Below are 26,199 nucleotides of genomic sequence, written 5' to 3'. Positions count from 1 at the left end.
TGAGGGACGCGCCGATTCTCAACTCAAGGTTGGGAGCGATTCAACCGATTGCCGACTTCCGGTAGCGGATTGGGCCGCGCAGCATGCCAGTCGCGTTCAACACACAGGAGCAATCGCATGCTGATCTGCATCGTTTACGACAGCGTTCACGGCCACACCAAGAAGCAGGCCGAGGCCATCGCCGAGGGCATCAGCCGGGTGCCGGGTGCCGAAGCCCGACTGGTCAGCGTCGCCGACGGCGACATTCCCTGGGAGACGCTGGCCGCGAGCGACGGCATCGTGTTCGGCTCGCCGACCTTCAACGGCAGCGTCAGTTCGCGGCTCAAGAAGTTCATGGAGGACGCGACCCGGCCGGCCTGGCTGCCGCTGGCCTGGCGCAACAAGGTGGCGGCCGGTTTCACCAACTCGGGCGCGATGCATGGCGACAAGCTCAATTCGCTGGTGACGCTGGCGCTGTTCGCAGCCCAGCACGGAATGATCTGGGTCGGGCTCGATCTGTTTCCGGGCCGCAGCGCCGAGGAGCCGAACCGCATCGGCGGCTGGCTCGGCGCGATGGCGCAGTCGGACGATGTGGCGCCCGAGCTGTCGCCGATTGCCAGCGATCTGGCGACCGCAGCCCATCTGGGCCAGCGCGTGGCCGAGATCGCTGCCCGCCTGGGCGCCAGCGCATGACGGCGGCGTCGACCGAGACGCGGGCACCGCATCGGCGCCCGCCGGTGTCGCTCGACGACATCGCGGCGGTGACGCCGGTGCTGGCGCACTACACGGCCACGGCCATCGTGCAGGGGGTGTGGCAGCGGCCGGGGCTGAACGCACGCGAGCGTCGCGTGACAACGCTTGCAGCCTTCATCGCGCGCGGCCAGACCATCGGCCTGCCGCACTACTTCCGGCTGGCGCTCGACAGCGGCCTGACGCCGGCCGAGCTGTCCGAGCTGGTCACGCATCTGGCCTTCTATGCCGGCTGGCCCAATGCCTTCGAGGCGGTGGCGCCGCTCAAGGACTTGTTCGACGAGCGAGGCATCGGCGCCGACCAGCTGCCGGCGGCGACGCTGCCGCTGCTGCCGGTAAACGTGGCACTGCCCGACGCTGCGGACAGCCGCGCCGCAACGACCGCAGGGATCGGCGCGGTTTCGCCGGGGCTGGGCCATTTCACCGCCACGCTGCTGCATGACGAGGTGTGGCGCCGACCCGGGCTGGCGCCCCATCTGCGCAATCTGGCCACGCTGGTGGCGCTGATTGCGGGCGGGCAGGCGCAGTTGCTGCCGCGCTATCTGCCGCGTGCGCTGCTGGCCGGCGTGACGCGCGAGCAGCTGTCGGAAGTGCTGGCGCAGCTGGCCTTCTACGCCGGCTGGCCGGTGACGGTGGCGGCGTTGCCGGTGCTGGAAGCCTTCTTCGCGCAGCAGGCCTGAGCGGCGGCCGGTCGCCGTCAGCGGCCGGCCGCCTCGATGCGCTCCAGCGTCGCATTCAGCGCCCCCGGAGCACGCAGCGCCGCCAGATCGCCCTCCAGGCGGCCAAGCCGCACCAGCCGCTCCGAATAGCGGAAGTCGCGGTGAAAGATCGCGAGATTGCCCCAGGGCGCGTAATAGGCCAGGTCGCCGGCTGACGGCGTGTGGCCGGCCGGCGCGCCCTCGGTCGTCAGCTTGCGCGGCAGGTCGGCGATCTTTTCGGTGGCGGCGTAATCGTCGAGCCGCAGGCGCAGCGGCAGCAGCGCGGCAAAGTCGCGCGCAGTCGGCGTGTCGTCGAGGGTCGCGGTGAGCGTGCGGCCATCGAGGATGAGGCGGATCTTCATGCTGGCTGCCTTGCGGTCCGAGAGTTGGGCTGCGGCCAGGACGGCCCGCGACCGGCCCGCAAGCACGCAAGCCAGTGCAGCTGCAAGCGATTGCAGGCTGCGGCGACGTCGACGCTCGGGGCTCATGCTGCGGTGCAGACGGCAGTGGCGGCTGCGGGCAGCGGCGCTTCGGTCCGCAGCGGCAGCGCCACGCCGTTTCGCAGCGCCGTCAGCTCGGCCACGATCGCCACCGCGATCTCGGGCGGCGTGCGGCTGCCGATGGCCAGCCCGACCGGGCCGTGCAGCCGCGCAAGTTCTTCCGGCGTCAGGTCGAAATGCTGCTCGAAGCGCTCGCGCCGGCGCGCGGTGTTGGCGCGCGAGCCGATGGCGCCGACGTAGAACGCGGGCGATTTCAGCGCCTCCAGCAGCAACATGTCGTCGAGCTTGGGGTCGTGCGTGAGCGCAACCACGGCGAGCCGGCCGTCCGGTTGCAGGTCGAGCAGCGTGTCGTCGGGCATGGTGGTGACGAGCCGCGTGCCGCGCAGCTGCCAGCCGGTCGTGTATTCCTCGCGCGGATCGCAGACCGTCACCTCGTAGTCGAGCGCCTGGGCCATCGGCGCGAGATAGCGCGCGATCTGCCCGGCGCCCACGATCAGCAACCGCCATTGCGGGCCGTGCACCGTGGTCAGCCGGCTGCCGTCCCAGTGCAGCGCGGCGCCGCGTTGCTCGTCGAGCAGGCGCACCGTGCCGCGCGCCAGATCGACCTCGCGCCGCACCAGCCGGCGCGCCGCGAGCCGCGCGGCCAGCGCGTCGAGCAGGCTGGCGTCGGGCGCCGGCTCCACCACCAGTTCGAGCGTGCCGCCGCAGGGCAGGCCGAAGCGCGTGGCCTCGTCCTTCGTGAGGCCGTAGCTGAGCGCGAACGGCGCGGCGCTGCCGAGACGGCCGTCGCGCATGCGGGCGATCAGGTCGTCCTCGATACAGCCGCCCGAGACCGAGCCCTCCACGAGACCGTCGTCGCGCAGCGCCAGCCAGGCGCCCGGCGGGCGCGGCGCCGAGCCCCAGGTGCGCGCCACCGTCACCAGCGCAAAGCGATGGCCGGCAGCGGCCCAGCGGCATACGGTCGCCAGTACTTGCAGATCGACGCTCTGCATCACAACTCGACCATCACCTTGATGGCCTGGCGCTCGTCCATCAGGCGGTAGCCCTCGACCATGGCGTCGATGCCGATGCTGCGGTCGAACACCCGGCCGGGCTGGATGCGGCCTTCGAGCACATCGGGCAGCAGTTCCTCGATGTAGGCGCGCACCGGCGCCGGGCCGCCGCCGACTGTCAGGTTCTTGAAGAAGGCCGGCAGCGAGGCCGGGATGGCCTCGTAATGCGGCACGCCGACGCGGCCGATGGCGCCGCCGGGCCGGGCGATTTCGACGCTGGTGAGGATGGCGTCGTCGGTGCCGACGCATTCGAGCACCGAGTGCACGCCGTCGCCGCCGGTCAGCTCGCGCACCCGCTCGATGGCCTCGGCACCGCGCTCGCTGACCACGTCGGTGGCGCCGAATTCACGGCCCAGCGCGATGCGGTCGGGATGGCGGTCGAGCAGGATGATCTGCTCGGCGCCGAGGCGTTTGGCGGCGATCACGCCGCACAAGCCGACCGCGCCGCCGCCGATGACGGCCGCACGCTTGCCCTTGGCCACGCGCGCCACCTTCGCCGCGTGATGGCCGGTGCCCATCACATCCGACAGCGTCAGCAGCGAGCCGAGCAGCGCCGTGTCGTGGCCGCCCGGCAGGCGGTAGAGCGTGCCGTCGGCAAACGGCACGCGCACCGCCTCGGCCTGAGCGCCGGCCACCGGGCCCACGCCAAAGAAGCCGCCGTGGCGGCAGGCGGTTTGCAGGCCCTCGTCGCAGAACTCGCAGCGGCCGTCCGAAAACGCGAACGGCATGATGACGAAGTCGCCCGGGCGGATGCGGGTCACGCTGCGGCCGATGGCCTCGACGATGCCGATGGCCTCATGGCCGATGCGCTGGCCGGCGTCGTTGCGCTGCGGCTCGCGGTAGGGCCACAGGTCGCTGCCGCAGATGCAGGAGCGCACCACGCGCACCACCGCATCCTCGGCATCGACCAGCGCGGCGTCGGGGACGTTCTCGACGCGCACTTCCCTGGCGCCGTACATGACCGTGGCTTTCATCTGGCTGCTCCTTCTGGCACTGGCCGGGCGGGCTGCCCGGTGCGGCGATTCTTGGTGCCGGCCGCCGCATCGGGGTAGCCGAATCCTGCGGATTGCTTGCCCGATCCTGCGAACCGGCGGCCGATCGGATGGCAGGCGGCACGCGCGGCGCTAGTCTCGCCAAGGTCGTCGGGACCGGCCGGTCCTGCCCCCTGTCATCCGAGGTCAATGTGCCACCCGCCACCGATCCGATCGCCGAACTGAGCGCACCGCTGGCGCGCGCCGTCGCCCGCCGCACCGAAGGCGCGATCGAGGCCGCGACCGCCATTCCGGGCCTCAACTTCTACCGCCGCGAAACGCCGACCGAAAGCTGCGCCTGCGTCGTCGAGCCCTGCGTGGCGCTGGTGGTCCAGGGCGCCAAGCGCATGTCGCTCGGCCACGACCACTACCACTACGACCCGAGCCGCTTCCTCGTCACCTCGCTCGATCTGCCGGCCACGATGCAGGTGCTGAGCGCCAGCCCCGAGCGGCCCTATCTCGGCCTGGCGCTGCGGCTCGATCTGCGCGTGATGAGCGAGCTGCTGCTGCATGCCCGCGCCGGGCTGGCGCGCGACGACGTAGCGACCGAGCGCGGCATGGTGGTCGGCCAGACCACGCCGGCGCTGTTCGACGCCTTCACCCGGCTGCTGGCGCTGCTCGACGAACCGGCCTCGATCCCGGTGCTGGCGCCGATGATCCAGCGCGAGATCTACTGGCGCGTGCTGACCAGCGAACAGGGCGCGCGGCTGCGCCAGATCGTCTCGGTCGGCAGCCAGGGCCACCGCGTGGCGCATGCCATCGAATGGCTCAAGACGCATTACGCCGAGCCGCTGCGGGTGGAGGCGCTGGCCGAGCGCTCGCAGATGAGCCTGTCGACCTTCCATCACCACTTCCGCCAGCTCACCGCGATGAGCCCGATCCAGTTCCAGAAGTGGCTGCGCCTGACCGCCGCACGCCATTCGATGCTGGCCGAAGACCTCGATGCGGCGACCGCCGCCTACCGCGTCGGCTACGAGAGCGCATCCCAGTTCAGCCGCGAATACGCGCGGCTGTTCGGCGCGCCGCCGCGCCGCGATGTCGAAACGCTGCGCCAGCAGGCCGGCCCGCCACCGGCCGTCATGCGCCGTCCCTCCACCAGCCCTGCCCCATCACAACCATGACGCGATTCACCGTGAACGGCGCTGCGCACGACAGCCAGCTGCCTCCCGACACTCCCTTGCTCTGGGTCTTGCGCGACGAGATCGGCATGACCGGCACCAAGTTCGGCTGCGGCATGGCGCTGTGCGGCGCCTGCACCGTCCATGTCGACGGCGAGCCGGCCCGCGCCTGCATGACGCCGTTGGAAAGTCTGGCCGGCAAGGCCGTCACCACCATCGAGGGCGCCGAGCAGGACGCCGTCGGCCGCGTGCTCCAGGCCGCCTGGATCGAGCTTGGCGTGGCCCAGTGCGGCTATTGCCAAGCCGGCCAGATCATGTCGGCGGTCGCGCTGCTGCGCGCCACGCCCCGGCCCGACGACCGCCAGATCGATGAAGCGATGAGCGGCAACCTCTGCCGCTGCGGCACCTACGGTCGCATCCATGCCGCCATCAAGCTCGCCTCGACCCGCCTCGCCGACAAGGTGACTGCATGAACGCCGCCCAACTCGCACAACCGACGCGCCGCAGCCTGCTCAAGGCCGCGCTCGGTGGTCTGGCGCTTGCCGTGACCGGCGCCGGCCAGCTCGCGCATGCCGAGGAAAAGAAGTTCGGCGCCGCCACCATGCCCGGCGGCACGGTCGACAATCCGCTCGTCTTCGTGACCCTTGCCGCCGACGGCAGCGTGACCATCGTCGCGCACCGGGCCGAGATGGGCACCGGCGTGCGCACCAGCCTGCCGATGGTCGTGGCCGACGAAATGGAAGCGCTGTGGGAACGCGTGACCGTGGTGCAGGCCGGCGCCGACGAGGCGCGCTACGGCAACCAGAATGTCGACGGCTCGCGCAGCATGCGGCACTTCCTGCTGCCGATGCGCCGCGTCGGCGCCGCCGCGCGCCAGATGCTGGAAGCCGCCGCCGCCGCGCGCTGGCAGGTGCCGGTCGCCGAAGTGAAGGCGGTGCGCCACGAGGTGCTGCATGCGGCCAGTGGCCGGCGCCTGGGCTATGGCGAGCTGGCCGCCGACGCGATGCGCCAGCCGCTGCCGCCGGCCGACCGGCTGCGCCTCAAGACGCAGGCCGAATACCGCTATGTGGGCAAGGGCCGGATCCGGCCGGTCGATGCCGAGGCCATCGGTCGCGGCCGCGCGCAGTACGGCATCGACATGCGGCTGCCCGGCATGGTCTACGCCGTGGTGGCGCGGCCGCCGGTGGTCGGCGGCCGGCTGCGCTCGCATGACGCGACGCGCGCCCTGGCCCTGCCCGGCGTGCTGCGCGTGGTCGAGATCGGCGCGCCGACGGGGGCGCTGCTGTTCCAGCCGCTCGGCGGCATTGCCGTGGTCGCCACCAGCACCTGGGCCGCGCTCAAGGGCCGCGAGGCGCTCGACCTCGACTGGGACGACGGCCCCAACGCCGGCTACGGCTCGGCCGCCTGTCGCCGCGAGCTCGACGCCGCGGCGCGCGCACCGGGCAAGCTGCTGCGCAACGACGGCGATGCGCTCGCGGCCTGGAACGCCGCGCCGGCCGCACGCCGCCATGCCGCCGAATACTTCGTGCCGCATCTGGCCCACGCCAGCATGGAGCCGCCGGCCGCGACCGCGCTGGTTCGCGCCGCCGGCTGCGAGATCTGGACCTCGGTGCAGAACCCGGCCGCCGCCGTGGCGATCGTCGCGGCCCAGCTCGGACTCAAGCCCGAGCAGGTCAAGGTAAATGTGCTGCTGCTGGGCGGCGGCTTCGGCCGCAAGAGCAAGCCCGATTACGTCGCCGAGGCGGCGCTGGTCGCCAAAGCCATGGCCGGCACGCCGGTCAAGCTGGTGTGGACGCGCGAGGACGACATCCGCCACGACTATCTGCACACGGTGTCGGTCGAGCGCATCGAGGCGGCGCTGCGGCCCGACGGCCGGCCGCTGAGCTGGCTGCATCGCAATGCCGCGCCGTCCATCGCCTCGCTGTTCGCGCCCGGCGCCACGGGGCCGCAACCCTTCGAGGCCGGCATGTCGCAGGTCAATCTGCCGCTCGCCATCCCCAGCGTGCGCATCGAGGGCGCCCAGGTCGAGGCGCATGCACGCATCGGCTGGTTCCGCTCGGTCTCCAACATTCCGCATGTGTTCGCGCAGCAGTGCTTTCTGGATGAGCTGGCGCACCGTGCCGGCCGCGATCCGAAAGCGTTTGCACTCGATCTGCTCGGGCCGCCGCGCAAGCTCGATCCGGGCCGGCTGGCCGACGACTGGAACTACAGCGAATCGCCCGTGCAATACCCGTACGACACCGGCCGGCTGCGCGGCGTCATCGAGGCGGCGACGCGCGGCGCAGGCTGGGGCCGCAAGCTGGCACCGCGCCACGGACTGGGGCTCGCCTTTGCGTACAGCTTCATGAGCTACACCGCCACCGTGGTCGAGGTGGCGGTGGCGGCCGACGGCAAGGTCAGGGTGCTGGCGGTCGACATGGCGATCGACTGCGGCCCGCAGGTGAACCCGGAGCGCATCCGGGCCCAGCTGGAAGGCGCGGCGGTCATGGGCCTGAGCCTCGCCTTCCTCGGCGAGATCGGCTTCGACAAGGGTCGCGTGGTGCAGAGCAATTTTCACGATTACGCGGTGCTGCGCCATGGCGATGCGCCGCCGCTGCTGCGCACCCATCTCGTCAACGACAACCCTGCGCTGCCGCCCGGTGGCGTGGGCGAACCGCCGGTGCCGCCGGTGGCGCCGGCGCTGTGCAACGCCATCTTTGCCGCCACCGGCGAACGGCTGCGCGAGCTGCCGCTGCGGCGCATGGCCTGAGGCGCCGGCCGCCCCGGCGTTTTCATTCGAGCCGCAAGGCTTTCAGCACCATTGAAAACGCCGGGGACAATTGGCGCCGGCTCGGGTAATACAAATGGTAGCCCGCATAGGCCGGGCACCATTCCTCCAGCACCCGGATCAATCGTCCGTCCCGCATTTCATCGGCGACCTCATCTTCGGGCAGCAGGCAAATGCCCATTCCGGCCAGCGCCGCATCGATTTGCGGTGCTGCGGTATTGAAGATGAGCTGACCGTCGACCCGCACATTCACCGGTTTTCCATCGCGCGCGAAATCCCACACATAAAGCCCGCCCGATGTCGGCATGCGCTGATTGATGCAATTGTGGCCGGTGAGATCGTGCGGCGTTTGCGGCTGCGGATGCCGCGCAAAATAATCGGGTGAGGCCACCACGGCCATCCGCAACGGTCTGCCGATGGGCATGGCAATCATGTCCTTGTCGATGGTGCTGCCGAGCCGCACGCCGGCATCGAAACGGTCGGCCACGATATCGCGAAAGCCGTAATTCACGTCCAGCTCCAGCCGGATATCCGGATATTCGCGCAGCAGCGGCATGAGTTTTGGCATGAGCAATGCCCGCAATACATGGTCGCCACAGGTAATGCGCACCGTGCCCGCCGGCTTGTCGCGCAATTCGGTCAGCGCATCGAGTTCGGCCTCGATTTCATCGAAACGATGGCCAATGGCCAGCATCAGCCGCTCGCCCGCCGGGGTGGGCGCCACGCTGCGCGTGGTGCGCGTGAGCAGGCGGATGTCGAGCCGCTTTTCCAGCCCGCGAATGGCATGGCTGAGCGCCGACTGGGTCACGCCCAGCACGGCCGCTGCCCGGGTAAAGCTGCCTTCGCGCGCCACGGTCACGAAGGCCAGCAGGTCGTTGAGATTGCGTCGCATCCTGGCTGCCCCGGCAATGACTGATGAATTCAGCTCACAAATCTAATGAGCATCGATTAGCTAGTCAATGTAAAGCCGGCAGACCACACTGCTTTCAGGACGCGTGCAATTGCGCCCGGCAATTGCCGGCTTTTGTGCACGCGGGATTTGCCATTCATTTGCGATCGTGAAGAAGAGCCAGATGCATCACCCCCCTGCAGCACCCGCCGACAGCGACGACGAGATTTCGCCGGAACGCCGCCAGTTCCTTAAAGCCGCCGGCCTTGCTGCCATGAGCGGAGTCGCGCTCGGCAGCCCGGCAGCATTTGCCACCGAACTGAATTGGAGACCGAAAATGATTGAAGGCGCAGATAATTTCTATGTCAGCGACAAGGTAAGTGTCGCAGCCGTCAGGTTTCAAGACCAATACCGCATGGCGGTGGCTGGCAATCTGTTCACGCCCAACAATCTCGACCGCAGCAAGCCGGCGCGCGCAATTGTCGTCGGGCATCCGATGGGTGCGGTGAAGGAACAAAGCGCCAATCTCTATGCCACCAGGATGGCCGAGCGCGGATTCGTCACGCTGTCCATCGATCTGCCGTTCTGGGGCGAAAGCGAAGGCCAGCCGCGCAATGCGGTAGCGCCCGATCTGTATTCGGAGAGTTTCAGCGCGGCAGTCGATTTCCTGGGCAGCCAGGCCTTTGTCGATCGCGAAAGAATCGGCGTGATCGGCATTTGCGGCAGCGGCGGTTTCGTCATCAGCGCGGCCAAGATCGATCCGCGCATGAAGGCCATCGCCACAGTCAGCATGTACGACATGGGCGCGGTCAACCGGCAGGCGCTGAACCATTCGCTCAGCCTCGAACAGCGCAAGCAATTCATCGCCGAGGCGGCGGCCCAGCGCAACGTGGAATTTGCCGGCGGCCCGGTCAGCTACACCAGCGGCACCGAGCACGAACTGACGGCCACGACGCATCCGATCCAGCGCGAGTTCTACGACTTCTATCGCACGCCACGCGGCGAGTTCACGCCCAAGGGCGCGTCGCCGCTGACCACCACGCATCCGACGCTGACCGGCGCGGTCAAGTTCATGAACTTCTACCCGTTCAACGACATCGAGACGATCTCGCCGCGCCCGCTGCTGTTCATCACCGGCGACGCCGCGCACTCGCGCGAATTCAGCGAGGACGCCTGGCGCCGCGCCGCCGAGCCGAAGGAGCTGTACTACGTGAAGGGCGCCGGCCATGTCGATCTCTACGACCGGGTGAACCTGATCCCCTTCGACAAGCTCACGGCCTTCTTCGACCGGGCGCTGGCGTAAATGACGACCGGAATCTGCGCGGGGGCCGCCACCGGCGACCGCGCGCCGGCCTGGAGCGGCGTGCTGGCGATGTCGCTCTGTGCCTTTGCGCTGGTGGCGTCGGAGTTCATGCCGGTGAGCCTGCTCACGCCGGTCGCGGCGGCGCTCCAGGTGAGCGAGGGGCTGGCCGGTCAGGGGCTGGCGATCTCGGGCCTGTGTGCGCTGCTCACCAGCCTGTTCATTGCGTCGCTGGCCGGGCCGATCGATCGCAAGGATCTGCTGCTGTGGCTGACCGGCGTGATGTGCCTGTCGGGCACGGTGGTGGCGCTGGCCCAGGGCTATGCGATGTATCTGGCCGGCCGTGCGCTGATCGGCGTGGTGGTCGGCGGCTTCTGGTCGCTGTCGGCGGCCACGGCCATGCGGCTGGTGCCGCCGGCGCAGTTGCCGCAGGCGCTCGCCATCCTCAACGGCGGCAATGCGCTGGCCACCGTGGTGGCGGCGCCGCTGGGCAGTTATCTGGGGTCGGTCATTGGCTGGCGCGGCGCCTTCTTCTGTCTGGTGCCGGTGACGCTGGCCACGCTGGTCTGGCAGGCGATCAGCCTGCCGTCGATGCCGGCGACCGAGCGCGCTCCGGCGGCCGGCCAGGTGTTCGGGCTGCTGCGGCAGCGGCGGGTGCGGCGCGGCATGGCGGCCCTGGGCCTGTTCTTCATGGGCCAGTTCATGCTGTTCACCTATCTGCGGCCGTATCTGGAGCGGGTCACGCAGGTGCAGGGCGCGACGCTGTCGCTGATCCTGCTGGCCATCGGTCTGGCCGGCGTGGTCGGCACGCTGCTGATCGGCGCCTGCCTGCGCCGCCGTTTCTACGGCACGCTCGTCGCCATCCCCCTGCTGATGGCGGCGCTGGCGGTGGCGCTGATCGCGTTTGGCAGCTCGCTGTGGACCGTGGTGACGCTGCTGGGCCTGTGGGGGCTGGTCGCAACGGCCGCGCCGGTCGGCTGGTGGAACTGGCTGGCGCGCAGCCTGCCGCACGATGCCGAGGCCGGCGGCGGGCTGATGGTGGCGGTGGTGCAACTGGCCATCGGCTCGGGCTCGACCCTGGGCGGCCTGCTGTTCGATGCGGCCGGCTATCGCGCCACCTTCGGCAGCAGCGCAGTGCTGCTGCTTCTGGCGGCCGGGCTGGCGTGGTGGACGGCGCGTGCCGATTGAATGCGCAGCTCAGCCGGCCAGCGCCGCAATCCCCGCCGTCGCGCAATCCTCGTCCTGCGCCTCGCTGCCGCCCGACACGCCGATCGCCCCGATCAGCTCGCCCTCGATCCTGATCGGCACGCCGCCGCCAAAGCCGACCAGCCTGGGCCTTTGCATCAGGCCGCGCCGTACCGCTTCGCTCGCGCCTGCCAGCACCCGATCCCATTCGCCCGTGCCAAAGCCGAAGCCCGCAACGGTGTAGGCCTTGTCGATGGCGATGTCGGCCGAATGCAAGAAGGCGCCGTTCATGCGCGCAAACGCCACCAGCAGCCCGGCGCCGTCGACCACCGCGACATTCACCGCCACGCCCAGCTCGGCAGCGCGGTGCATCGCGGCGCCGACGGCGGCATGCGCCGCCTGCGCATCGATCTGCCGCCGCGTGACGAACACCGCACCACTCACGACCCCGTCGCGCCTGCCGCGCGACGCGCCTCCACCTCGGCCGCACGGATCACGCTGGCCGGCACGCCGCCGATGCCCCAGTCCTGCGCCTGAACGAGGTTGATGCTGCCGCGCACCCGGTCACGCTCGACCGCCAGCACTTCCACGACCAGATCGGTCATCGCCGCGAGCGCGCGCCGGCGCTGCTCGGGTGGGCGTTCGGCCATCATCACCGCGCTGAAATAGGGCGAGCGATGCGCCGCCGCATCGGCCTTGCCGCCGACGGCCCAGAGCGCCGGCCGGTGCAGCGTCACGAAGGCGCGGATGCGGTCGACCGGCGAGTCGAGCACCTCGGCATAGACCGCGCTGCCGCGTTCGAGCAGCGTGCTCAGCTGGGCGTCGCTGTACTCGCCCTCGACGAGATGAAACTGGATGAGAGGCATGCGGAATTCTCCTTTTGGACGGTTCAGGGCAGGCCGCGTCGCCGGCCCGAGTCGAGCATCAGCGTCGATCCGGTCATGGCGTCGGCGGCCGGGTCGAGCAGCATCTGCACCGCCCAGGCCACCTGGTCGGGCGTGGTGAAGCTGCCGGTCGAGGATTCGGCGCGCAGCTCGTCGAGCACCGCGTCAAGGCCGACGCCGCGCTGGCGCGCACGCTCGGCGGCGACGCGATGCAGCCGCTCGGTATCGGCCGGGCCGGGCGCGATGAGGTGGGCGGTGATGCCGCGCGTGCCGTACACCAGGCTCAGCTGGCGCACGAGGTTGACCAGCGCCGCATTGGCAATCCCGGGCGCGGCCGCATAGGCGGTCGGCTCGAAGCCGTAATGCCCGCCGATGGCGACGATGCGCGCGCCCTTGGCAAACCGCGCGTCGGCGGCGCGCACCAGCCGGATCAGCCCGCCGCACTTGAGGTTGACCGCATCCACCAGCGCCGCCGTCGGCGCATCGAGAATGCCGCCGGCCACCGCCACGCCGGGCCCGTGGACCACGGCGCGCACCGGCCGGTCGAGGCTGGCCCGGATCGCATCGATGGCGGCGTCGTCGCCGATGTCGGCGGCGCAGGCGATCAGCTCGCCCTGCCCGCCCGCCGCATGCAAGCGCTGGCGCAGCTCGTCGAGCGCGCCGGCGCGCCGGCCGACCGCGACCACATCCAGCCCGGCGCCGAGCAGCCGCCCGGCAATCGCCGCACCGAAGGCGCCGCTCGCGCCGACCAGCACCGCAAGCTCGCGCCCGCTCATGTGAGCACCGTCAGAAAGCTCTCGCGCGGCGTGTTGTCCTGCGAGAAGGTGGCCTTGCCGAGTTCGCTCGTGTCCCAGGTCAGCGTCGGCGTGTCGGGGTAATGCACATAGCCGCCCGAGAACACCTCGTTGCGATTGCCCGACGGGTCGAAGAAATAGATCGTCGCGCCGCGCGTGACGCCATGGCGGTTCGGCCCCACATCGACCGGGATGCGGTACTTGCCGATCATGTCGGCCGCATGGATCACGTCGTAGGTGCTCTCCAGCAGGAAGGAGACGTGATGGAAGCGCCCCGGCTCGGGCTGGAGCACGAAGGCCACGTCATGCGGCTTGGTCGAGCAACTCAGAAACAGCGCCAGCGAAGCCTCGGAGTCGGCATCGATCAGCCGCTCGCTCAGGTCGAAGCCGAACAGCTCGCGGAACAGTTGCGCCGACTCGTCGATGCGCGGCCCGCCGAGCAGCAGATGGTCGATCCGGTTGATGCGAAAGCCCCGGATCACGCCTTCGTCGGGCAGCACGCCCGGGTTGCGCAGCGGCAGGTGATTGCCGATCTGATCCTTGTGCGCATACAGCTGCATTGCATGCCCGCTCGGCAGCGTGAACTCGATGCGCCGGCCACTCCTGGGATGGACGCCGGCCTCGATGTGCTTCACCGCGTACCCGCGGTCGCGCAGCTTGAGCGCCATCTCGTCGAGTACCGCATCGTCCGACACCTTGAACGCGAAGTAGTCGATGCCCGGCGCGTCGGCCTCGCGCAGCACCAGGCAGTGATGGTCGTGCTCATCCCAGGCCTTGAAGTACACCCGGCCGCTGTCGTCGGTGAGCGTCACCTGCAAGCCCATCCGCTTGTCGTAATGCTCAAGCGCCGCCTTCATGTCGAGCACTCTCAGGGCAACCTCGCCCAGTCGCAGCAATCCACGCATGGCCATGACTTTGTCTCCTCAAGTCGTGAATGAATTTCAGGCGCCGACAGCCAGCAGCCCGCGCTCTTTGGCGAGGGTCATCGCGGTGTCTTCGATCATGTCTTCCTGGCCGCCGACCATCTTCTTGCGGCCCAGCTCCACCAGGATGTCGCGCGCCGGCACGCCGTAGCGTTCGGCCGCGCGCCTGGCAAACAGCAGAAAGGTCGAGTACACGCCGGCATAGCCGATGGTCAGCGACTCGCGGTCCACGCGCACCAGCCGGTCCATCAGCGGCACGATCACGTCCTCGGCCACGTCCATCACCTTGAACAGATCGACGCCGGTCTCGATGCCCATGCGCTCGCAGACCGCCGCAAAGACTTCGAGCGGCGTGTTGCCGGCGCCCGCGCCCAGTCCGCCGACCGAGCCGTCGATGCGCGACGCGCCAGCCGCAATCGCGGCAATGGAATTGGCGATGCCCATGCCGAGGTTGTGATGGCCGTGGAAGCCGATTTCGGTCTCGGGTCGCAGCACCGCGCGCAGCGCCGCGACGCGCGCCGTCACGTCGTCGGGAAGCAGGTAGCCGGCCGAGTCGGTCACGTAGACCGTGTGCGCGCCGAAGCTCTCCATCAGCTTGCCCTGGGCGGCGATGCCGGCCGGATCGTTCAGGTGGGCCATCATCAGAAAGCCCGTCGTGTCGAGGCCGAGCTTGCGTCCGAGGCCGATGTGCTGCTCGGCCACGTCGGCTTCGGTGCAATGGGTTGCAACATGCACGCTGCCAATGCCGCAGTCGAAGGCCGATTGCAGCTCGCGCATGGTGCCGATGCCCGGCACCAGCAGCACCGACACCTTGGCGCGCTTGAGCCTGGGCACGACCGCGTTCAGATACTCCTCGTTGCTGTGGCGCGCAAAGCCGAAGTTGAGCGTCGAGCCGCCGAGGCCGTCGCCATGCGTGACCTGGATCAGCGGAATGCCGGCATCGTCGAGCGCGGTGGCGACGCGCACCATCTCGTCGAGCGTCATCTGATGGCGCTTGGCGTGCATGCCGTCGCGCAGGCACATGTCGTGCAGCCTGACCTTGCGGCCCTTGAGATCGAGCGCGGTCGTCATCACGCGGCCTCCGCCAGGACCGGCTTGAGCGCGATGCTGCCGGCCAGGATTTCCTCGGCGAACATCTCGGCGGTGCGCGTCGCGGCCGCCGTCATGATGTCGAGGTTGCCGGCGTAGCGCGGCAGGTAATCGCCAAGACCGGCGACCTCCAGATAGATCGACACGCGCTTGCCGTCGAAGACCGGGCCGTTGACCAGCCGGTAGCCGGGCACGTATTGCTGCACGTCGGCAATCATCCTTGCGACCGAGTCGCGGATGCGCGCCTGGTCCGGCTCGTCGTCGGTCAGGCAGTAGACGGTGTTGCGCATGATCACCGGCGGGTCGGCCGGATTGACCACCGCCATCGCCTTGCCGCGCCGCGCGCCGCCGACCTTGCACAGCGCGCTCGACGTGGTGAAGGTGAACTCGTCCAGGTTCTTGCGCGTGCCCGGACCCACCGAGCGCGACGACAGGCTCGCGACGATCTCGGCGTAGTCCACCGATTGCACGCGCGATACCGCGTAGACCATCGGGATCGTGGCCTGGCCGGCGCAGGAAATCATGTTGACGTTCATCTCGACCCGCGCCGCGTGTTCACTCAGGTTGACCGGCGGCGAGCACAGCGGGCCGATGGCGGCCGGCGTCAGGTCGATGACCATCACGCCGAGCGCATTGAGCTTGCGCGAATGCTCGGCATGCACATAGGCCGAGGTCGCGTCGAACGCGATCTGGATGCCGTCTTCCTCGATGTGCGGCAGCAGCCCTTCGATGCCGTCGGCGGTGGTCTTCAGGCCCAGGTCGCGGGCGCGCGCCAGGCCTTCCGATTGCGGATCGACGCCGACCATCCAGACCGGTTCGAGCAGCGGGCTGCGCCGGATCTTGTAGATGAGATCGGTGCCGATGTTGCCGGAGCCGATCAGGGCGCATCTGATTTTCTTGCTCATCAATGAGTCCTCTTGCAGGGAAGGCGATGCAGCAGTCTGGAAATGGCGCTCGATACCGTCCAATACCTTTGCAACCTCGGTTTAATGCGTAGCAGGTATGGGTTGGCGCGAGCGCCGGCCCGGGCGGGCCATCGGACTTTCAGAGCGAGCGGAACAGCGGGCTGCGCGCCGCGCCGGCCGCATCGGCGGCCGAGAGGAACTTCTCGGTGTGGATGTCGCGCTCGAACAGGCGGCCCTGCATCAGCGTCGCGATGCAGGCTTCGATCATCGCGGGCGGGCCGCAGAGATAGGCCTTGAGGCCGCGGAAGTCGTTGTCGAAGCGCGCGCGCGCCACCTCATGCGCGAAGCCGCGCGCGCCGGTCCAGCCCGCATCGGCGCCGGCATCGGACAGCGCCGGCACGTAGCTGAAGTTGGCATGCCGCGCCGCCAGCGCCTCGAACTCGGCGTGGTAGTAGAGCTCGTCGCGCGAGCGGGCGCCGTAGACCAGCGTGAGGTGCTCGCTGCATCCGTCGGCAAGCAGGTCGAGGATCATCGAGCGCGGGCTCGACAGCCCGGAGCCGCCCGCGATGAACAGCATCGGCCGCGCCGCCGAGCGCCGCACGAAGAAGCGGCCGTAAGGCCCGGTGAGCCGCACGCGGTCGCCAACCTTCAGCTCGTCATGCACCCAGGTCGTGCCGCGTCCGCCCGGCACGCGCCGGATGTTCAGCTCGATCTCGCCGCGCTGCGACGGCGGGCTGGCGATGGAGAAGGCGCGGCTTTCTTCGCCGCCGGGCAGTTGCAGGTTCACGTACTGGCCGGCCTGGAAGTCCATGCCGCCGGGCGCGTCGAGCTCGATCCACACGCCCTTGATGGTCGGCGTGAGCGACTCGATGCGGCTGACGCTGCCGTCGAAGTCGCGCACCGGCAGCACGCGCGCGTCGGGCTCCTCGTCGATGTCGGCCTCGATGGTCAGGTCGCCTTGCAGCGTCGCGCAGCACGCAAGGCACTTGCCGTCCTCGCGCTCCACGTCCATCAGCGCAAAGGTCGATGCCGCGCCGTGCTCGACCTCGCCGTCGGTGATCTGCACCTTGCAGGTCGCGCACAGGCCGTGGCAGCAGGCATGCGGCAGATAGATGCCGGCGCGCAGGCTGGCATCGAGAATGGTCTGGCCCTCGGCGACCTCGATGGTCTGGCCGAGCGGCTCGATGGTGAGCTGGTAGGTCATGCGCCCGCCCCGCTCAGAAGCCCGCGCCGGCCAGACCGTCGAGGCCCGGCGTGCGCAGCCGCAGCAGCGACTTGTGACAGAGGCCCAGCTCGGCCAGCGTGCTCGCATCGTCGGGCACGATGCGCTCGCCGGAGCTGCTCCATTCGGCCGTCGCCCAGTCGATGCGCGCGAAGTCGGGATGCTTGCCCCAGAGCGTCGGCAGCACGTTCCGGCGCAGCTCCCCGAAGCGCAGGTCGGGCGCGACGCAGAGCGTCATCGGCGCATAGAACATCAGGTGCCGGTCCCAGCCGACGAACAGCAGCTGCTGGCCGTGGAAGTTCTCGACGCGGTCCTTCACGACCGGCGCGAAGGGGCGCAGGGTGGTGTAGCTCATGGCTTGCTCCGGTCAGTTGCGGGTGGCACGCGCGCGCCAGTCGGCGAAGCGCTGCTTGTCGAGCGACTGCTCGAAATCGCCGTTGTCGCGGCCCGGGATCAGATGCCAGTAGTCGAGCACCGCCTTCATCGGATCGAAGCCTTCGGCCGTCGGATCGGTGCCTTCCGGGAAGCAATTGCCCTGGAAGATCTGATGCGCCGGCAGCCAGGCCTCGACGTACTTCTCGGGCTCGCGCTCGAAGATGTGCTGGCAATGGTCGGAGCAGAAGTGATGCTTCATGCCGTGATAGGTCGTCTCGCGATAGGCCGTCTGCGTCGGGTCGTCGGGCTCGGTGAACAGCATCGGGATCTGGCAGACCTGGCACAGCATCGGGATCGTCGAGTTGGTGAAGCGCTCGCCCTTCGCCAGCTGCTCGCGCCAGAAGTCGAAGCGCGGGCGGTAGTACTTGTCGAAGCTGTCCGGGTACTTCGACGACAGCCAATCCAGCTCGTCGTCGGTCGGCATCCACGTATGGAAATTGCTGATCTCGGTCGCCGAATAGAACGCGGCCCAGGCCTGATGCGAGATGTGGTCCTTCTCCTTGCGGATCTGCTCGACGCAGGGCGGCACGGTGATGCCGTAGCGCGCCAGGTCCTTGAACAGCGCCATGCCGTTGTCCTCGAAATAGACCTCCCAGGCTTCCTTCCAGCTCATCACGCGCTTGGGCAGCATGTAGTCCATCATCATCGCGACGATGGACAGCAGGCGCACGCCGCGCCAGGTCCACTTGTCGATCCAGCCCTGGACGATGGGCAGGTTGGCCGGGTCCTGCTCCAGCATGAACTTGATGACTTCGAGCCCGAGCGTCATGTGGCGCGCCTCGTCGCTCTGGGCCGAGAAGCCGAAGGTCATCGCGCCCATGTCGCCGTTGTAGGCCGCGCCCGAGATGAAGGGCACGAACAGCAGATTGGTCAGCACGTACTCGAACGAGAAGCCGATCGCGATCACGAACTCGAACGGCCCGGCGGTGCAGGCATCTTCAAAGAACGACTTGGTGACCGACAGGTACCAGAGCCGGTCGTTCATGTGGCGCCAGTCGTGCATGCCCTCGTAGAAGCGGTTGTAGTTCGACAGCGAATGGATCTGCGTCTGCGCATGGCGGATCTCGTCGATCGCCTGCATCTGGCAGGCCACCTGCGCGCCCACGCCGCCGAGTTGCCGGCCGAGCCGCGCAAAGCCGCGATGCGCGTTGTATTCGAGCGTGGGCACGGCCGAGATGAACAGCTTGAGCGCATTGATATAGCGCGCGTCGGTCACGCCGAGGTGGCCGTTGTTCTGGTTGAACGCGTCGACGATGGCGTAGAGCTTGCGGTCCTTCTCCGACTGGTACTTCCAGTAGGCATCCATCGTGAGCCGGAACGGGTCTTCCCAGCGGTCCCAGTCGTGGATGCGGATGCCCTCGTAATGCAGCAGCGGATAGATCGCCTCGGGGCTTTCATAGCTCGGCTCCCAGCCGAGGTCGCGCGTCATCAGCGCGTACTTTTCCTTGAGGCCGAGCTTGCGCTTCACCTTCATGTCCATGTGTTGTCTCCTCGCGCGTCGTGATTGGGTTCAGTCGTTCCAGTGCAGCGTGAATTCATCCTCGGTCTCGTCCACATGGCCCGACAGCGAGATGAGATGCACCTGCATTTCCTGCAGATCGAAGTCGCGGCCGAGCTTTTCCTCGACCGTCGCGCGGCGCAGCACGAGGCGCCGTGGCACGTCGATCTTCACCATCGCCGGCTGGTGGTCGACGATGGCGCCGGGGTTGTCGTCGGCAATCGCCTCGACGATTACGCGGCTGTCCTCGTTGGCCTGAAGCACGATGAATACGTTCGACATCGCGCGCTCCTCAGATCGCCAGACCGGCCTTGGCGGCGCGGCTTGCAAAGGCTTGCGCCAGGTTGCCGAGCAGCTCGCCGGCGTCGGCGCCGAGGCTGTGCGCGGCAAGCGGTTCGAGCGCTGCCAGCACGCGGTCGCGCCAGTTGGCGGTCCAGCCGCTCAGCAGCGCGCGGTTCGCGTCCGACTCGGCGGCGGCGGTCTTGATGACGGCATCGGTCCACTTCGAGGTCTCGGCGAACCAGTCGGTCATGAAGGCGGTGAGCATCGCGATGGCCGCGCCGCCGTGCGCCGCCATGCGCTGATCGACCGCCTCGCGGTAGACCAGCGGATACAGCAGCCCGTCGAGCACGAAGTTCTGCGCCACGAACAGCTCGAACCAGTCGCGCTGCACCAGCATGTTCTCGACCAGCCGGCGCAGCGGCTGCCAGTGCGGCGCGGCCAGCCATTCGCGCTTGGCCACCGCCAGCGATTCCACATCGCCGAGCAGCAGGCCGATGCGGGTCAGGTATTGCGCGATGCCCAGGTTGTCCATCGCCTGATACATCGCGGCCTGGGTCAGCACCGTGCCGTAGCCGTCGGCGCAGATGGCGCAGTTGTTCAGGTCGGCGGCCCAGGCCACATGGCGCAGCGGCAGCAGCAGGCCGAGCGCGGCGTCGCGCAGCTCGGGCGCCAGCAGCTCGGCCAGCCCGCGCGATTCGACGAATTCGAAGCTCGCCTCGGCCGCCTCCTGCTGGCGCGAGCGCGCCTGGGTGTAGCTGCCGTAATAGAACTGGCGCGGGTCCTTCAGCGCATACCAGTCGGCCATGACGATGGCGGTGCGACGCGCGTCGTAAAGCTCGCGCTCCGGGTCCCAGCTCGGCCGGTAGTGAAAGTTGTGCGTCGGCTGAAGGTCGTAACTGCCTTCCTGATAGCGGCTGGCCGGCTTGCCGGCACCGAAACGCCGCGCCAGATGATCGAAAGTCTGGCGCTGCGGCTCGATGGCGACGGTGCGAAGATCGATTTGCACTTGAGTCCTCGGTAATTGGATTGAATTGAAATCAGGAATGCGGCCGCGCCGCATTGCGCAGCCGCCAGTCGAAGCCGGCATCGAGTGCCGGTGACGCGGCCGATTCGGGCGCAAGGAATTGCACGCCATTGCTGGCGCAGAAATCGTCGAAGGCGGCGGCGCCCAGAATCATTTCCACGAACAATTCGGGCTCGCCGATGGCGAAATCGAATTCGACAAAACCGTCCGGGCGCAATTGGCGCAGGCGCACGAATTTGCGTTTGGGATCGAAAAGGCGGGAATCGGCGGCCATGTTTCAGCCCTGCCCGGGCAATGGCCGGCAAATGTTCTTTTCGAGCCGGCCAATCACTTTCACCACCAGCGCGCCGGCCGGAAAGACGCAGCAGGCCAGCGCGCGCCGCTGCTGGCGCTCGGCGCTGTCGACCTGGCTGGCGCTCATGGCGCAGGTCGAGTAGTCGCCCGACACCACCTCGACCTTGCAGATGCCGCAGCCGCCACCCCGGCAGCCGAGCGGAATGCCGCGCTTGCCGACGCGTGCCAGCGCCAGCAGCAGCGTTTCGTCGCTGCGGCAGTCATAGCTTTCGCCGGTATTGGCAATCGTGATTCGGTGTTGCCCTGAGTTGTGCATCGCTTCGCCCCCCTTGCGGGACGAGCTATCGCAGCGGCTGTGCCACCGAAGCCAAGCGATTGATTTGGCAGGAAATCGCGCCGGCGCCGCCGATTTGCCGCGCCAGCGCGCTTGACGCTCTGGGGCAATGCCGCGCCCGCCTTGACCAAAACGTAAAGCTGCGGCGCAGCAGAATTGCCCTCGGCCCGATTGCGCGTCCGCGCCGATTGCCGGCGCGCTGCCGAATTGCGGGTTTAGCCGAGGGGGATGGAGCGAATCGGACGCGATTGCCGGCGCCGATTGCGGGAAAGCACTGAGCAATGCGCGCGCAATTGCGCCCTGCGATGGCGGAGTCGCTCGACCAATTGGTCACATCCGGGCGCTGCGGGCTGCCGCGCGTCGAACACGTCGAAGGCGCGCGACCTGTCGGGCAGCCTGTGGGCGCGGGTGGCCGCCTTCGGCGTGGGCGTGCGCCACATGTTCTGACGCCGGCGCGAAGCTCAGGCATCCCGGGCGACAGTCGCTCAGGCCAGCAGGCGACCTTGCCGCCCGGCAGCGCGCCGGCGCGGCGGAAATCGCATTGCGCGATGGACCGCATCGGCTCTTCGCACAGCTCGCGCCGATGGCCGCGCGGCGGTCGGTCAGCTCGCTTCCAGCCCGTCCCAGCACAGGTACTTGACCTCGACGTACTCATCGATCCCGAGGTGCGAGCCCTCGCGGCCCAGGCCGCTCTGCTTCACTCCGCCGAACGGCGCCACCTCGCTCGAAATGAGGCCGCAGTTGATGCCCACCATGCCCGACTGGAGCCGGGCGGCGGTGCGCCAGATGCGGGCGGCGTCCCGGCTGTACAGATACGCCGACGGCCGCGTGGCGCGCACGGTGCCGATGATCGCGGCGGCCGGTGCCGACGACCTGCCGCCCGCCGGCGGCATCCTGCGCCCGGTGCTGGCCGACATCCTCGGCCGGGCCACGCTGCACGCCGGCGCGACCGTCAGGCTCGGCATGAGCTTCACGTCGATGGAGCAGGACGCCGACGGCGTGGACGTGGCCTTCACCGATGGCAGCCGGGGCCGCTACGACCTCGCGATCGGCGCCGACGGCGTCAATTCGAAGGTGCGCGCCTGGGTGAAGCCGGAGTTCCCCGGGCCGAAGTTCAGCGGCCAGGGCTCGTGGCGCGCGGTGGTGCCGAGGCTGCGCGAGAACTCGGTCATCTGCATGGGCCGCACGACCAAGGCCGGCATGAACCCGATCAGCGCGACCGAGTGCTACCTGTTCGTGCTCGACAAGCGCGCGGGCATGGACTTCATCGACCCGGCCGACTGGCCGGCCCAGCTCGCCGGCCTGCTCGACGAATTCGGCGGCGAACTGGGCCAGCTGCGCGAGCAGATCCGCGCCGGCACCCTGCCGAACCCGCGCGTGCTCTACCGCCCGCTCGCCGGCCACATGATCGCGGGGCCCTGGCACAAGGGCCGCATCGTGCTGCTCGGCGACACAGTGCATGCGACCACGCCGCATCTGGCCTCGGGCGCCGGCATTGCCATCGAGGGCGCGCTGGTGCTGGCCGAGGAACTGGGCCGGCGCCACTCGCTCGAAGGCGCCCTGCTCGCCTACGCCGGCCGGCATTACGACCGCGCGCAGCTGGTGGTGACGGCCTCGGGCCGCATGGGCCAGATCGAGCAGGAAGGTGGCTCGCTGGAGGAACACACGCGCGTGATGCTGCACGCCCAGGAGGCGCTGCGCGCGCCGCTCTGACCACAAGGAAACCGACCTGGCCGACGTCGACGACGTGCAGGCGTTTGCAGCCAGCGTGCTGGCCCAGACCGGCCGCGTCGACCTGCTGCTGAACAACGCCGCCTACATGGAATTCGCCGGCCTGGCCGAACTCACGCCCAAGCTCTGGCGCGAGATCCAGACCGTCAATGTCGAGGCGCCGATGCTGCTGGCCCAGGCCTTCGCGCCCGACATGGCGAAGCGCGGCTGGGGCCGCATCGTCAACCTCGCGTCGAGCACGGTCTGGGGGCCGCCGCCGCGCATGGTCGGCTATGTGGCGAGCAAGATGGCCGTGATCGGGCTGACGCGCGCGCTCGCCGCCGAGCTGGGACCGCAGGGCATCACCGTCAACGCGATCTCGCCGGGGCTGACGAAGCACGCCGGCAGCGCCGCGAGCCTGCCCGAGCCGGCCTTCGAGGCGGTGCGCGCGCGCCAGTTCATTCCGCGCACCGAGGTACCGGGCGATCTGGTCGGCATCCTGGCCTTCCTCGCGGGCGAGGAATCCGGCTTCATGACCGGGCAGGTGTTCAACGTGGACGGCGGTGGCTTCGGCTTCTGAGGTGACGGCGTCGGCCGACATGGCCGACCCGGCCGACCGGGCGCTCGCCGCGCTCGGCCCCGGCCGTGACGCCGCCGCGCGCCGGCGCCATGCCGACAACCTCGCCGGCCTGCTGCGCGCGATGGCCGCCCACGGCCGCGAGCGCGACGACCCGGTCCGCACCGTGCCCGCGCTGCTGGGCGACCGCTGGAGTTCGCTCGTCATGAACCTGCTCGCGGGCGGCATGCTCAGGCATGGCGAGCTGCGCCGGCTGATCGGCGCGGTGTCGAGCGAGGGCGGGATCTCGCAACGCATGCTCACGCTCAAGCTGAGGCTGCTGGAACGCGACGGGCTGGTGGCGCGCGGCATCACCGCCGAGACGCCACCGCGCGTCGAATACGCGCTCACCGCGCTCGGCGCCGAGGCGCATGCGCACTACCTCGCGCTGCTGCGCTGGACCGAGGCCGCGACGCCCGCGATCCGCGCCGCGCGCGCAGCCTTCGACGCCGGCAACGGTCCGGGCCCGCGCGCCGGCTGAGCCACGCGCGCCGGTCACGGCCCGACCGCCGCCCGGCTGCCGCACGCGCCCGCCGCCGCGACCGGCGGCGCCCGGCTCACCAGGCCCGCGCTCCGCCATCCACGCCGAAATCCGACGCCGTCACCCACGACGCCTCGTCCGAGCACAGGAAGGTCGCGGCCCAGGCGATGTCGTCGGGCTGGCCGACGCGCCGGATCATCTTCTTGCGCAGCACCTCGTCCACCAGCGTCGGCACCGCGTCCAGATGGCGCCGCGTCGCGCCCGTGACGATGAAGCCCGGCGAAATCGTGTTGGCGCGGATGCCGTGCGGTCCGCCTTCCATCGCGAGCTGGCGCGTCATCGCCAGCACGCCGCCCTTGCCGGCGCAATGCGCGACGGCGGCCGAGCCGTCGAGCGCCATGTACGCATTCACCGAGGCGAAATTGAGGATCGCACCGCCGCCGCGCGCGACCAGATGCGGCCAGGCCGCGCGGCAGGCGAGAAAGACGATGTCCAGCTCGCCGCGCAGCGAATTGCGCCAGCCGTCGAGTGACATGCGATCGACCGGCTCGAACACGCAGAAGGCGGCGGCGTTGACCAGGATGTCGATGCCGCCATGGCGTGCGACGGCGGCGGCCATGAGTCGGTCGGCCCCGCCCTCGACGGTGAGGTCGAGCGCCGCATGCCCTTGCAGGTCGAGCCCTTCGGTCTTGGCGGTGGCCAGTGTCGCGGCGAGCGCGGCGGCGTCGATGTCGCAGCCGACCACGCGTGCGCCCTGGCGCGCGAACATCAGCGCGATGCCGCGCCCGATGCCGCTGCCGATGCCGGTCACGACCGCGACCTTGCCGGCGAGACGTTGCTGGTGACGGGCGCGCGCGGCGGTGGCGGCGAGCTGGTCGGGGGTGGGATCGAGCGCGGGCCGGAGAACCTGCGCGCAGGCATGGGAAGCGGTCATGGTCAGGGCGGCATGGAGCGGCGCGGGCTGCGCCGCCTTCATGGCCAGACTAGGCAGGCGGCGCGCGTGGCGTCAGTCGGGCCTGCCATGAGGACAAGAATGTGCCCGGGCCGCCGTCCTGCGATGGGCGACTGGGACGGTGCGGCGTTCGACGCCACGCACATCAAGGCCCGTCGCAGCGCGAGCGGCGCACGGCTGATCGAGACGGCCGGCCAGTGCGCCGACCTGGCACACATGCTGGAGGTGCTCGATGCGATCCATCTGCCGCGCCTGACGGGCGGGCCACCGCGCAAGCGCCCCTCGGCGCTGCGGGTGGATCGGGCTTATGGCGCGCCCGCCACGCGGCGCGCACTGCGAATCAGAACGTGTGGCGCAGGCCCACGAAACTGCCGAGCTGGTTGTCGCCGGGCGCCGGCACGGTGCCGCCACCGCCCGAGCTGACCTGGTACTGCGCGCCCTTGTTGTTGTCGAGGAAGCCGAGCTGGGCATAGGCCGCCGTGCGCTTGCTGAACGCATACAGCGCGCGCGCCGCGAGCATCGAGCCGCTGCGGTTCTGGTCGGTGTTGAGGATGCGGATCGCCTCGGCATCCACGGTCCACGCGGCGGTCAGCGGATACGAGGCGCCAATGAACCAGGTATTGGAATCGACATCGGTCACGCTGGTGTTGACGCGCCGCGCGAGCACGCCGCCGGCCACCTTGGTGCCGCCGAACTTCACATAGGCCGTGAGCAGATGGCGCGCGTCCTTGTCGCTCGACAGCGGCATCGCGATGCCGGCCGCGCCGTTGTAGAAGGTCGCGCCCAGCGTGCCGCCGCCGCGCATCTCGTCATAGGCATAGCCCACGCCCCAGGCCGCGCCGTCGTACTGCGCCATCGCCGACATCTGCCGGCAGGCGACCGGCCCGGCCGCGCCCTCGCCGGCGCAGCTGGTGGTGCCGGTGCCGACCGTGTCGCGGCCGGTGGAATAGGTCGCGCCGAAGCCCAGGCCGCCGAGCTTGTGCCGATAGGCGAGCGTGTTGTCCGAGCGCGCCGCCGGCAGATAGCTGTCGAGCGAGCCGAGGCCGTAGATGTTCGGTCCCATGATGTCGCCGCTGAGCAGCGGGTAGTTGATCATCGTGTACTGGCGCCCGACGCTGAGCTGGCCCCAGGCCGCCGAGCTGACGCCGACGAAGGCCTGGCGGCCCCAGGTACGCCCGCCCTGCCCGGCCGCGCCGGTGTCGGCGTTGAAGCCGTTCTCAATGACGAACAGCGCCTTGAGGCCATCCCCCAGCTCCTCCTCGCCGCGCACGCCCACGCGCGACGCCTGCGTGCCGGTGATCGACGGCACGCGCGTGAAGCTGCCGCCGTCGCCGCGCGCATTGGTGATGTGCTCGATGCCGGTATCGATCGAGCCGTAGAGCGTGACCTGCTGCGCGGCGGCGCCCGCGCTTGCGCCGGCGAGCAGCGCCGCCGCGATCAGGGTGGGGCCGGCGCGCCCTGGCTTGTTGGTCTTGGCCATCTGTCTT

28 protein-coding genes and 2 pseudogenes are annotated in these 26,199 nt (G+C 69.4%); 10 read left to right on the top strand and 20 right to left on the bottom strand.

Annotated elements, in window-relative coordinates; all coding sequences use genetic code 11:
- Positions 1–117: 117 nt before the first annotated feature.
- Positions 118–672: a flavodoxin family protein gene (locus B9P64_RS22410; protein WP_085318282.1), complete on the top strand. Its 555-nt coding sequence runs from the start codon at positions 118–120 to the stop codon at positions 670–672.
- A complete protein-coding gene (locus B9P64_RS22405) occupies positions 669–1,409 on the top strand; it encodes a carboxymuconolactone decarboxylase family protein (protein WP_085318281.1) in 741 nt (246 codons plus the stop codon). The genes B9P64_RS22410 and B9P64_RS22405 overlap by 4 nt, the downstream gene beginning before the upstream one ends.
- 17 nt (positions 1,410–1,426) lie before the next feature.
- Here the strand turns inward: B9P64_RS22405 and B9P64_RS22400 are convergent, their stop codons facing one another.
- From B9P64_RS22400 to B9P64_RS22390, 3 genes are all read right to left on the bottom strand, one after another.
- Complete coding sequence (locus B9P64_RS22400) at positions 1,427–1,789, bottom strand: cyclophilin-like fold protein (RefSeq protein WP_085318280.1); 363 nt, start codon at positions 1,787–1,789, stop codon at positions 1,427–1,429.
- A 122-nt stretch (positions 1,790–1,911) separates the two neighbouring features.
- On the bottom strand, positions 1,912–2,919 hold the full coding sequence (locus tag B9P64_RS22395; RefSeq protein WP_085318279.1) for an XdhC family protein: 1,008 nt from the start codon (positions 2,917–2,919) through the stop codon (positions 1,912–1,914).
- Complete coding sequence (locus B9P64_RS22390) at positions 2,919–3,953, bottom strand: zinc-binding dehydrogenase (protein WP_139826473.1); 1,035 nt, start codon at positions 3,951–3,953, stop codon at positions 2,919–2,921. Before B9P64_RS22390 ends, B9P64_RS22395 begins: the two co-directional genes overlap by 1 nt.
- A 128-nt stretch (positions 3,954–4,081) precedes the next feature.
- Here B9P64_RS22390 and B9P64_RS22385 point away from each other — a divergent pair, with 128 nt between their 5' ends.
- The 3 genes from B9P64_RS22385 to B9P64_RS22375 are packed head-to-tail and all read left to right on the top strand — an operon-like array spanning position 4,082 to position 7,877.
- The gene (locus B9P64_RS22385; protein WP_085318278.1) at positions 4,082–5,131 is read left to right on the top strand and encodes an AraC family transcriptional regulator; all 1,050 of its coding nucleotides are present in this window, start codon (positions 4,082–4,084) and stop codon (positions 5,129–5,131) included.
- The gene (locus B9P64_RS22380) at positions 5,128–5,601 is read left to right on the top strand and encodes a (2Fe-2S)-binding protein (RefSeq protein ID WP_085318277.1); all 474 of its coding nucleotides are present in this window, start codon (positions 5,128–5,130) and stop codon (positions 5,599–5,601) included. The genes B9P64_RS22385 and B9P64_RS22380 overlap by 4 nt, the downstream gene beginning before the upstream one ends.
- A complete protein-coding gene (locus B9P64_RS22375) occupies positions 5,598–7,877 on the top strand; it encodes a xanthine dehydrogenase family protein molybdopterin-binding subunit (protein WP_085318276.1) in 2,280 nt (759 codons plus the stop codon). Before B9P64_RS22380 ends, B9P64_RS22375 begins: the two co-directional genes overlap by 4 nt.
- A gap of 22 nt (positions 7,878–7,899) precedes the next feature.
- On the opposite strand, the gene B9P64_RS22370 is transcribed toward B9P64_RS22375, so the two are convergent.
- A complete protein-coding gene (locus B9P64_RS22370) occupies positions 7,900–8,787 on the bottom strand; it encodes a LysR family transcriptional regulator (RefSeq protein ID WP_085318275.1) in 888 nt (295 codons plus the stop codon).
- 181 nt (positions 8,788–8,968) lie between these two features.
- On the opposite strand from B9P64_RS22370, the gene B9P64_RS22365 reads away from it, so the two are divergent.
- Both B9P64_RS22365 and B9P64_RS22360 read left to right on the top strand, forming a co-directional pair.
- Positions 8,969–10,087, top strand: a complete 1,119-nt coding sequence (locus B9P64_RS22365; RefSeq protein WP_235840095.1) for an alpha/beta hydrolase — start codon at positions 8,969–8,971, stop codon at positions 10,085–10,087.
- Positions 10,088–11,272, top strand: a complete 1,185-nt coding sequence (locus tag B9P64_RS22360; protein ID WP_235840094.1) for an MFS transporter — start codon at positions 10,088–10,090, stop codon at positions 11,270–11,272.
- A gap of 9 nt (positions 11,273–11,281) precedes the next feature.
- Here B9P64_RS22360 and B9P64_RS22355 read toward each other — a convergent pair whose 3' ends face one another.
- From B9P64_RS22355 to B9P64_RS22290, 14 genes and pseudogenes are all read right to left on the bottom strand, one after another.
- Complete coding sequence (locus B9P64_RS22355) at positions 11,282–11,713, bottom strand: GlcG/HbpS family heme-binding protein (RefSeq protein ID WP_139826471.1); 432 nt, start codon at positions 11,711–11,713, stop codon at positions 11,282–11,284.
- Positions 11,710–12,135, bottom strand: coding sequence for a tautomerase family protein (locus B9P64_RS22350; protein WP_085318273.1), 426 nt, complete (start codon positions 12,133–12,135; stop codon positions 11,710–11,712). The genes B9P64_RS22355 and B9P64_RS22350 overlap by 4 nt, the downstream gene beginning before the upstream one ends.
- Positions 12,136–12,158: 23 nt before the next feature.
- Positions 12,159–12,929, bottom strand: coding sequence for an SDR family NAD(P)-dependent oxidoreductase (locus tag B9P64_RS22345; protein ID WP_085318272.1), 771 nt, complete (start codon positions 12,927–12,929; stop codon positions 12,159–12,161).
- A complete protein-coding gene (locus B9P64_RS22340) occupies positions 12,926–13,858 on the bottom strand; it encodes a catechol 2,3-dioxygenase (RefSeq protein ID WP_085318271.1) in 933 nt (310 codons plus the stop codon). Before B9P64_RS22340 ends, B9P64_RS22345 begins: the two co-directional genes overlap by 4 nt.
- 30 nt (positions 13,859–13,888) lie before the next feature.
- Positions 13,889–14,941: a 4-hydroxy-2-oxovalerate aldolase gene (dmpG, locus tag B9P64_RS22335; RefSeq protein WP_085318270.1), complete on the bottom strand. Its 1,053-nt coding sequence runs from the start codon at positions 14,939–14,941 to the stop codon at positions 13,889–13,891.
- The gene (locus B9P64_RS22330; protein ID WP_085318269.1) at positions 14,941–15,864 is read right to left on the bottom strand and encodes an acetaldehyde dehydrogenase (acetylating); all 924 of its coding nucleotides are present in this window, start codon (positions 15,862–15,864) and stop codon (positions 14,941–14,943) included. Before B9P64_RS22330 ends, dmpG begins: the two co-directional genes overlap by 1 nt.
- A 139-nt stretch (positions 15,865–16,003) precedes the next feature.
- Positions 16,004–17,068, bottom strand: coding sequence for an NADH:ubiquinone reductase (Na(+)-transporting) subunit F (locus tag B9P64_RS22325; protein ID WP_085318268.1), 1,065 nt, complete (start codon positions 17,066–17,068; stop codon positions 16,004–16,006).
- A 13-nt stretch (positions 17,069–17,081) separates the two neighbouring features.
- The gene (locus B9P64_RS22320; protein WP_085318267.1) at positions 17,082–17,441 is read right to left on the bottom strand and encodes a phenol hydroxylase subunit P4; all 360 of its coding nucleotides are present in this window, start codon (positions 17,439–17,441) and stop codon (positions 17,082–17,084) included.
- 12 nt (positions 17,442–17,453) lie between these two features.
- Complete coding sequence (locus B9P64_RS22315; RefSeq protein WP_085318266.1) at positions 17,454–19,001, bottom strand: YHS domain-containing protein; 1,548 nt, start codon at positions 18,999–19,001, stop codon at positions 17,454–17,456.
- A gap of 30 nt (positions 19,002–19,031) precedes the next feature.
- The gene (locus B9P64_RS22310; protein ID WP_085318265.1) at positions 19,032–19,301 is read right to left on the bottom strand and encodes an MmoB/DmpM family protein; all 270 of its coding nucleotides are present in this window, start codon (positions 19,299–19,301) and stop codon (positions 19,032–19,034) included.
- 10 nt (positions 19,302–19,311) lie between these two features.
- Positions 19,312–20,307, bottom strand: a complete 996-nt coding sequence (locus tag B9P64_RS22305) for an aromatic/alkene monooxygenase hydroxylase subunit beta (protein WP_085318264.1) — start codon at positions 20,305–20,307, stop codon at positions 19,312–19,314.
- A 31-nt stretch (positions 20,308–20,338) separates the two neighbouring features.
- Positions 20,339–20,599, bottom strand: coding sequence for a phenol hydroxylase subunit (locus tag B9P64_RS22300; RefSeq protein WP_085318263.1), 261 nt, complete (start codon positions 20,597–20,599; stop codon positions 20,339–20,341).
- A gap of 3 nt (positions 20,600–20,602) precedes the next feature.
- Entirely contained in the window at positions 20,603–20,935 is a 333-nt protein-coding gene (locus B9P64_RS22295; protein ID WP_085318262.1) for a 2Fe-2S iron-sulfur cluster-binding protein, read from the bottom strand.
- Between the two features lie 620 nt (positions 20,936–21,555).
- Positions 21,556–21,774: pseudogene (locus B9P64_RS22290) on the bottom strand (aldehyde dehydrogenase family protein); the annotation flags it as partial.
- On the opposite strand from B9P64_RS22290, the gene B9P64_RS22285 reads away from it, so the two are divergent.
- The 3 genes and pseudogenes from B9P64_RS22285 to B9P64_RS22275 all read left to right on the top strand — a co-directional run bounded on the left by B9P64_RS22285 (position 21,698) and on the right by B9P64_RS22275 (position 23,760).
- Positions 21,698–22,666: an FAD-dependent monooxygenase gene (locus tag B9P64_RS22285; RefSeq protein ID WP_235840093.1), complete on the top strand. Its 969-nt coding sequence runs from the start codon at positions 21,698–21,700 to the stop codon at positions 22,664–22,666. The pseudogene B9P64_RS22290 and the gene B9P64_RS22285 sit on opposite strands and share 77 nt — an antisense overlap.
- A gap of 10 nt (positions 22,667–22,676) precedes the next feature.
- A pseudogene (locus tag B9P64_RS22280) lies at positions 22,677–23,243 on the top strand (SDR family NAD(P)-dependent oxidoreductase); the annotation flags it as partial.
- Positions 23,227–23,760, top strand: coding sequence for a winged helix-turn-helix transcriptional regulator (locus B9P64_RS22275; protein WP_235840091.1), 534 nt, complete (start codon positions 23,227–23,229; stop codon positions 23,758–23,760). The pseudogene B9P64_RS22280 and the gene B9P64_RS22275, both read left to right, overlap by 17 nt.
- Before the next feature lie 76 nt (positions 23,761–23,836).
- On the opposite strand, the gene B9P64_RS22270 is transcribed toward B9P64_RS22275, so the two are convergent.
- A complete protein-coding gene (locus B9P64_RS22270) occupies positions 23,837–24,694 on the bottom strand; it encodes an SDR family NAD(P)-dependent oxidoreductase (protein ID WP_085318326.1) in 858 nt (285 codons plus the stop codon).
- A gap of 358 nt (positions 24,695–25,052) precedes the next feature.
- Complete coding sequence (locus B9P64_RS22265) at positions 25,053–26,192, bottom strand: porin (protein WP_085318260.1); 1,140 nt, start codon at positions 26,190–26,192, stop codon at positions 25,053–25,055.
- Positions 26,193–26,199: the final 7 nt, after the last annotated feature.

The organism is Derxia lacustris, from assembly GCF_002105195.1.
Taxonomy (GTDB): Bacteria; Pseudomonadota; Gammaproteobacteria; order Burkholderiales; family Burkholderiaceae_E; genus Derxia; species Derxia lacustris.
Note: the sequence above shows the minus strand (reverse complement) of the source record. Positions and strands in the feature narration are given on the sequence as shown.

Bases quoted from the DNA above. Each gene is read 5' to 3' on its own strand.
- B9P64_RS22410 (WP_085318282.1), top strand. From the start codon at position 118: ATGCTGATCTGCATCGTTTACGACAGCGTTCACGGCCACACCAAGAAG.
- B9P64_RS22405 (WP_085318281.1), top strand. From the start codon at position 669: ATGACGGCGGCGTCGACCGAGACGCGGGCACCGCATCGGCGCCCGCCG.
- B9P64_RS22400 (WP_085318280.1), bottom strand. From the start codon at position 1,789: ATGAAGATCCGCCTCATCCTCGATGGCCGCACGCTCACCGCGACCCTC.
- B9P64_RS22395 (WP_085318279.1), bottom strand. From the start codon at position 2,919: ATGCAGAGCGTCGATCTGCAAGTACTGGCGACCGTATGCCGCTGGGCC.
- B9P64_RS22390 (WP_139826473.1), bottom strand. From the start codon at position 3,953: ATGAAAGCCACGGTCATGTACGGCGCCAGGGAAGTGCGCGTCGAGAAC.
- B9P64_RS22385 (WP_085318278.1), top strand. From the start codon at position 4,082: ATGGCAGGCGGCACGCGCGGCGCTAGTCTCGCCAAGGTCGTCGGGACC.
- B9P64_RS22380 (WP_085318277.1), top strand. From the start codon at position 5,128: ATGACGCGATTCACCGTGAACGGCGCTGCGCACGACAGCCAGCTGCCT.
- B9P64_RS22375 (WP_085318276.1), top strand. From the start codon at position 5,598: ATGAACGCCGCCCAACTCGCACAACCGACGCGCCGCAGCCTGCTCAAG.
- B9P64_RS22370 (WP_085318275.1), bottom strand. From the start codon at position 8,787: ATGCGACGCAATCTCAACGACCTGCTGGCCTTCGTGACCGTGGCGCGC.
- B9P64_RS22365 (WP_235840095.1), top strand. From the start codon at position 8,969: ATGCATCACCCCCCTGCAGCACCCGCCGACAGCGACGACGAGATTTCG.
- B9P64_RS22360 (WP_235840094.1), top strand. From the start codon at position 10,088: ATGACGACCGGAATCTGCGCGGGGGCCGCCACCGGCGACCGCGCGCCG.
- B9P64_RS22350 (WP_085318273.1), bottom strand. From the start codon at position 12,135: ATGCCTCTCATCCAGTTTCATCTCGTCGAGGGCGAGTACAGCGACGCC.
- B9P64_RS22345 (WP_085318272.1), bottom strand. From the start codon at position 12,929: ATGAGCGGGCGCGAGCTTGCGGTGCTGGTCGGCGCGAGCGGCGCCTTC.
- B9P64_RS22340 (WP_085318271.1), bottom strand. From the start codon at position 13,858: ATGGCCATGCGTGGATTGCTGCGACTGGGCGAGGTTGCCCTGAGAGTG.
- dmpG (WP_085318270.1), bottom strand. From the start codon at position 14,941: ATGACGACCGCGCTCGATCTCAAGGGCCGCAAGGTCAGGCTGCACGAC.
- B9P64_RS22330 (WP_085318269.1), bottom strand. From the start codon at position 15,864: ATGAGCAAGAAAATCAGATGCGCCCTGATCGGCTCCGGCAACATCGGC.
- B9P64_RS22325 (WP_085318268.1), bottom strand. From the start codon at position 17,068: ATGACCTACCAGCTCACCATCGAGCCGCTCGGCCAGACCATCGAGGTC.
- B9P64_RS22320 (WP_085318267.1), bottom strand. From the start codon at position 17,441: ATGAGCTACACCACCCTGCGCCCCTTCGCGCCGGTCGTGAAGGACCGC.
- B9P64_RS22315 (WP_085318266.1), bottom strand. From the start codon at position 19,001: ATGGACATGAAGGTGAAGCGCAAGCTCGGCCTCAAGGAAAAGTACGCG.
- B9P64_RS22310 (WP_085318265.1), bottom strand. From the start codon at position 19,301: ATGTCGAACGTATTCATCGTGCTTCAGGCCAACGAGGACAGCCGCGTA.
- B9P64_RS22300 (WP_085318263.1), bottom strand. From the start codon at position 20,599: ATGGCCGCCGATTCCCGCCTTTTCGATCCCAAACGCAAATTCGTGCGC.
- B9P64_RS22295 (WP_085318262.1), bottom strand. From the start codon at position 20,935: ATGCACAACTCAGGGCAACACCGAATCACGATTGCCAATACCGGCGAA.
- B9P64_RS22285 (WP_235840093.1), top strand. From the start codon at position 21,698: ATGCCCACCATGCCCGACTGGAGCCGGGCGGCGGTGCGCCAGATGCGG.
- B9P64_RS22270 (WP_085318326.1), bottom strand. From the start codon at position 24,694: ATGACCGCTTCCCATGCCTGCGCGCAGGTTCTCCGGCCCGCGCTCGAT.
- B9P64_RS22265 (WP_085318260.1), bottom strand. From the start codon at position 26,192: ATGGCCAAGACCAACAAGCCAGGGCGCGCCGGCCCCACCCTGATCGCG.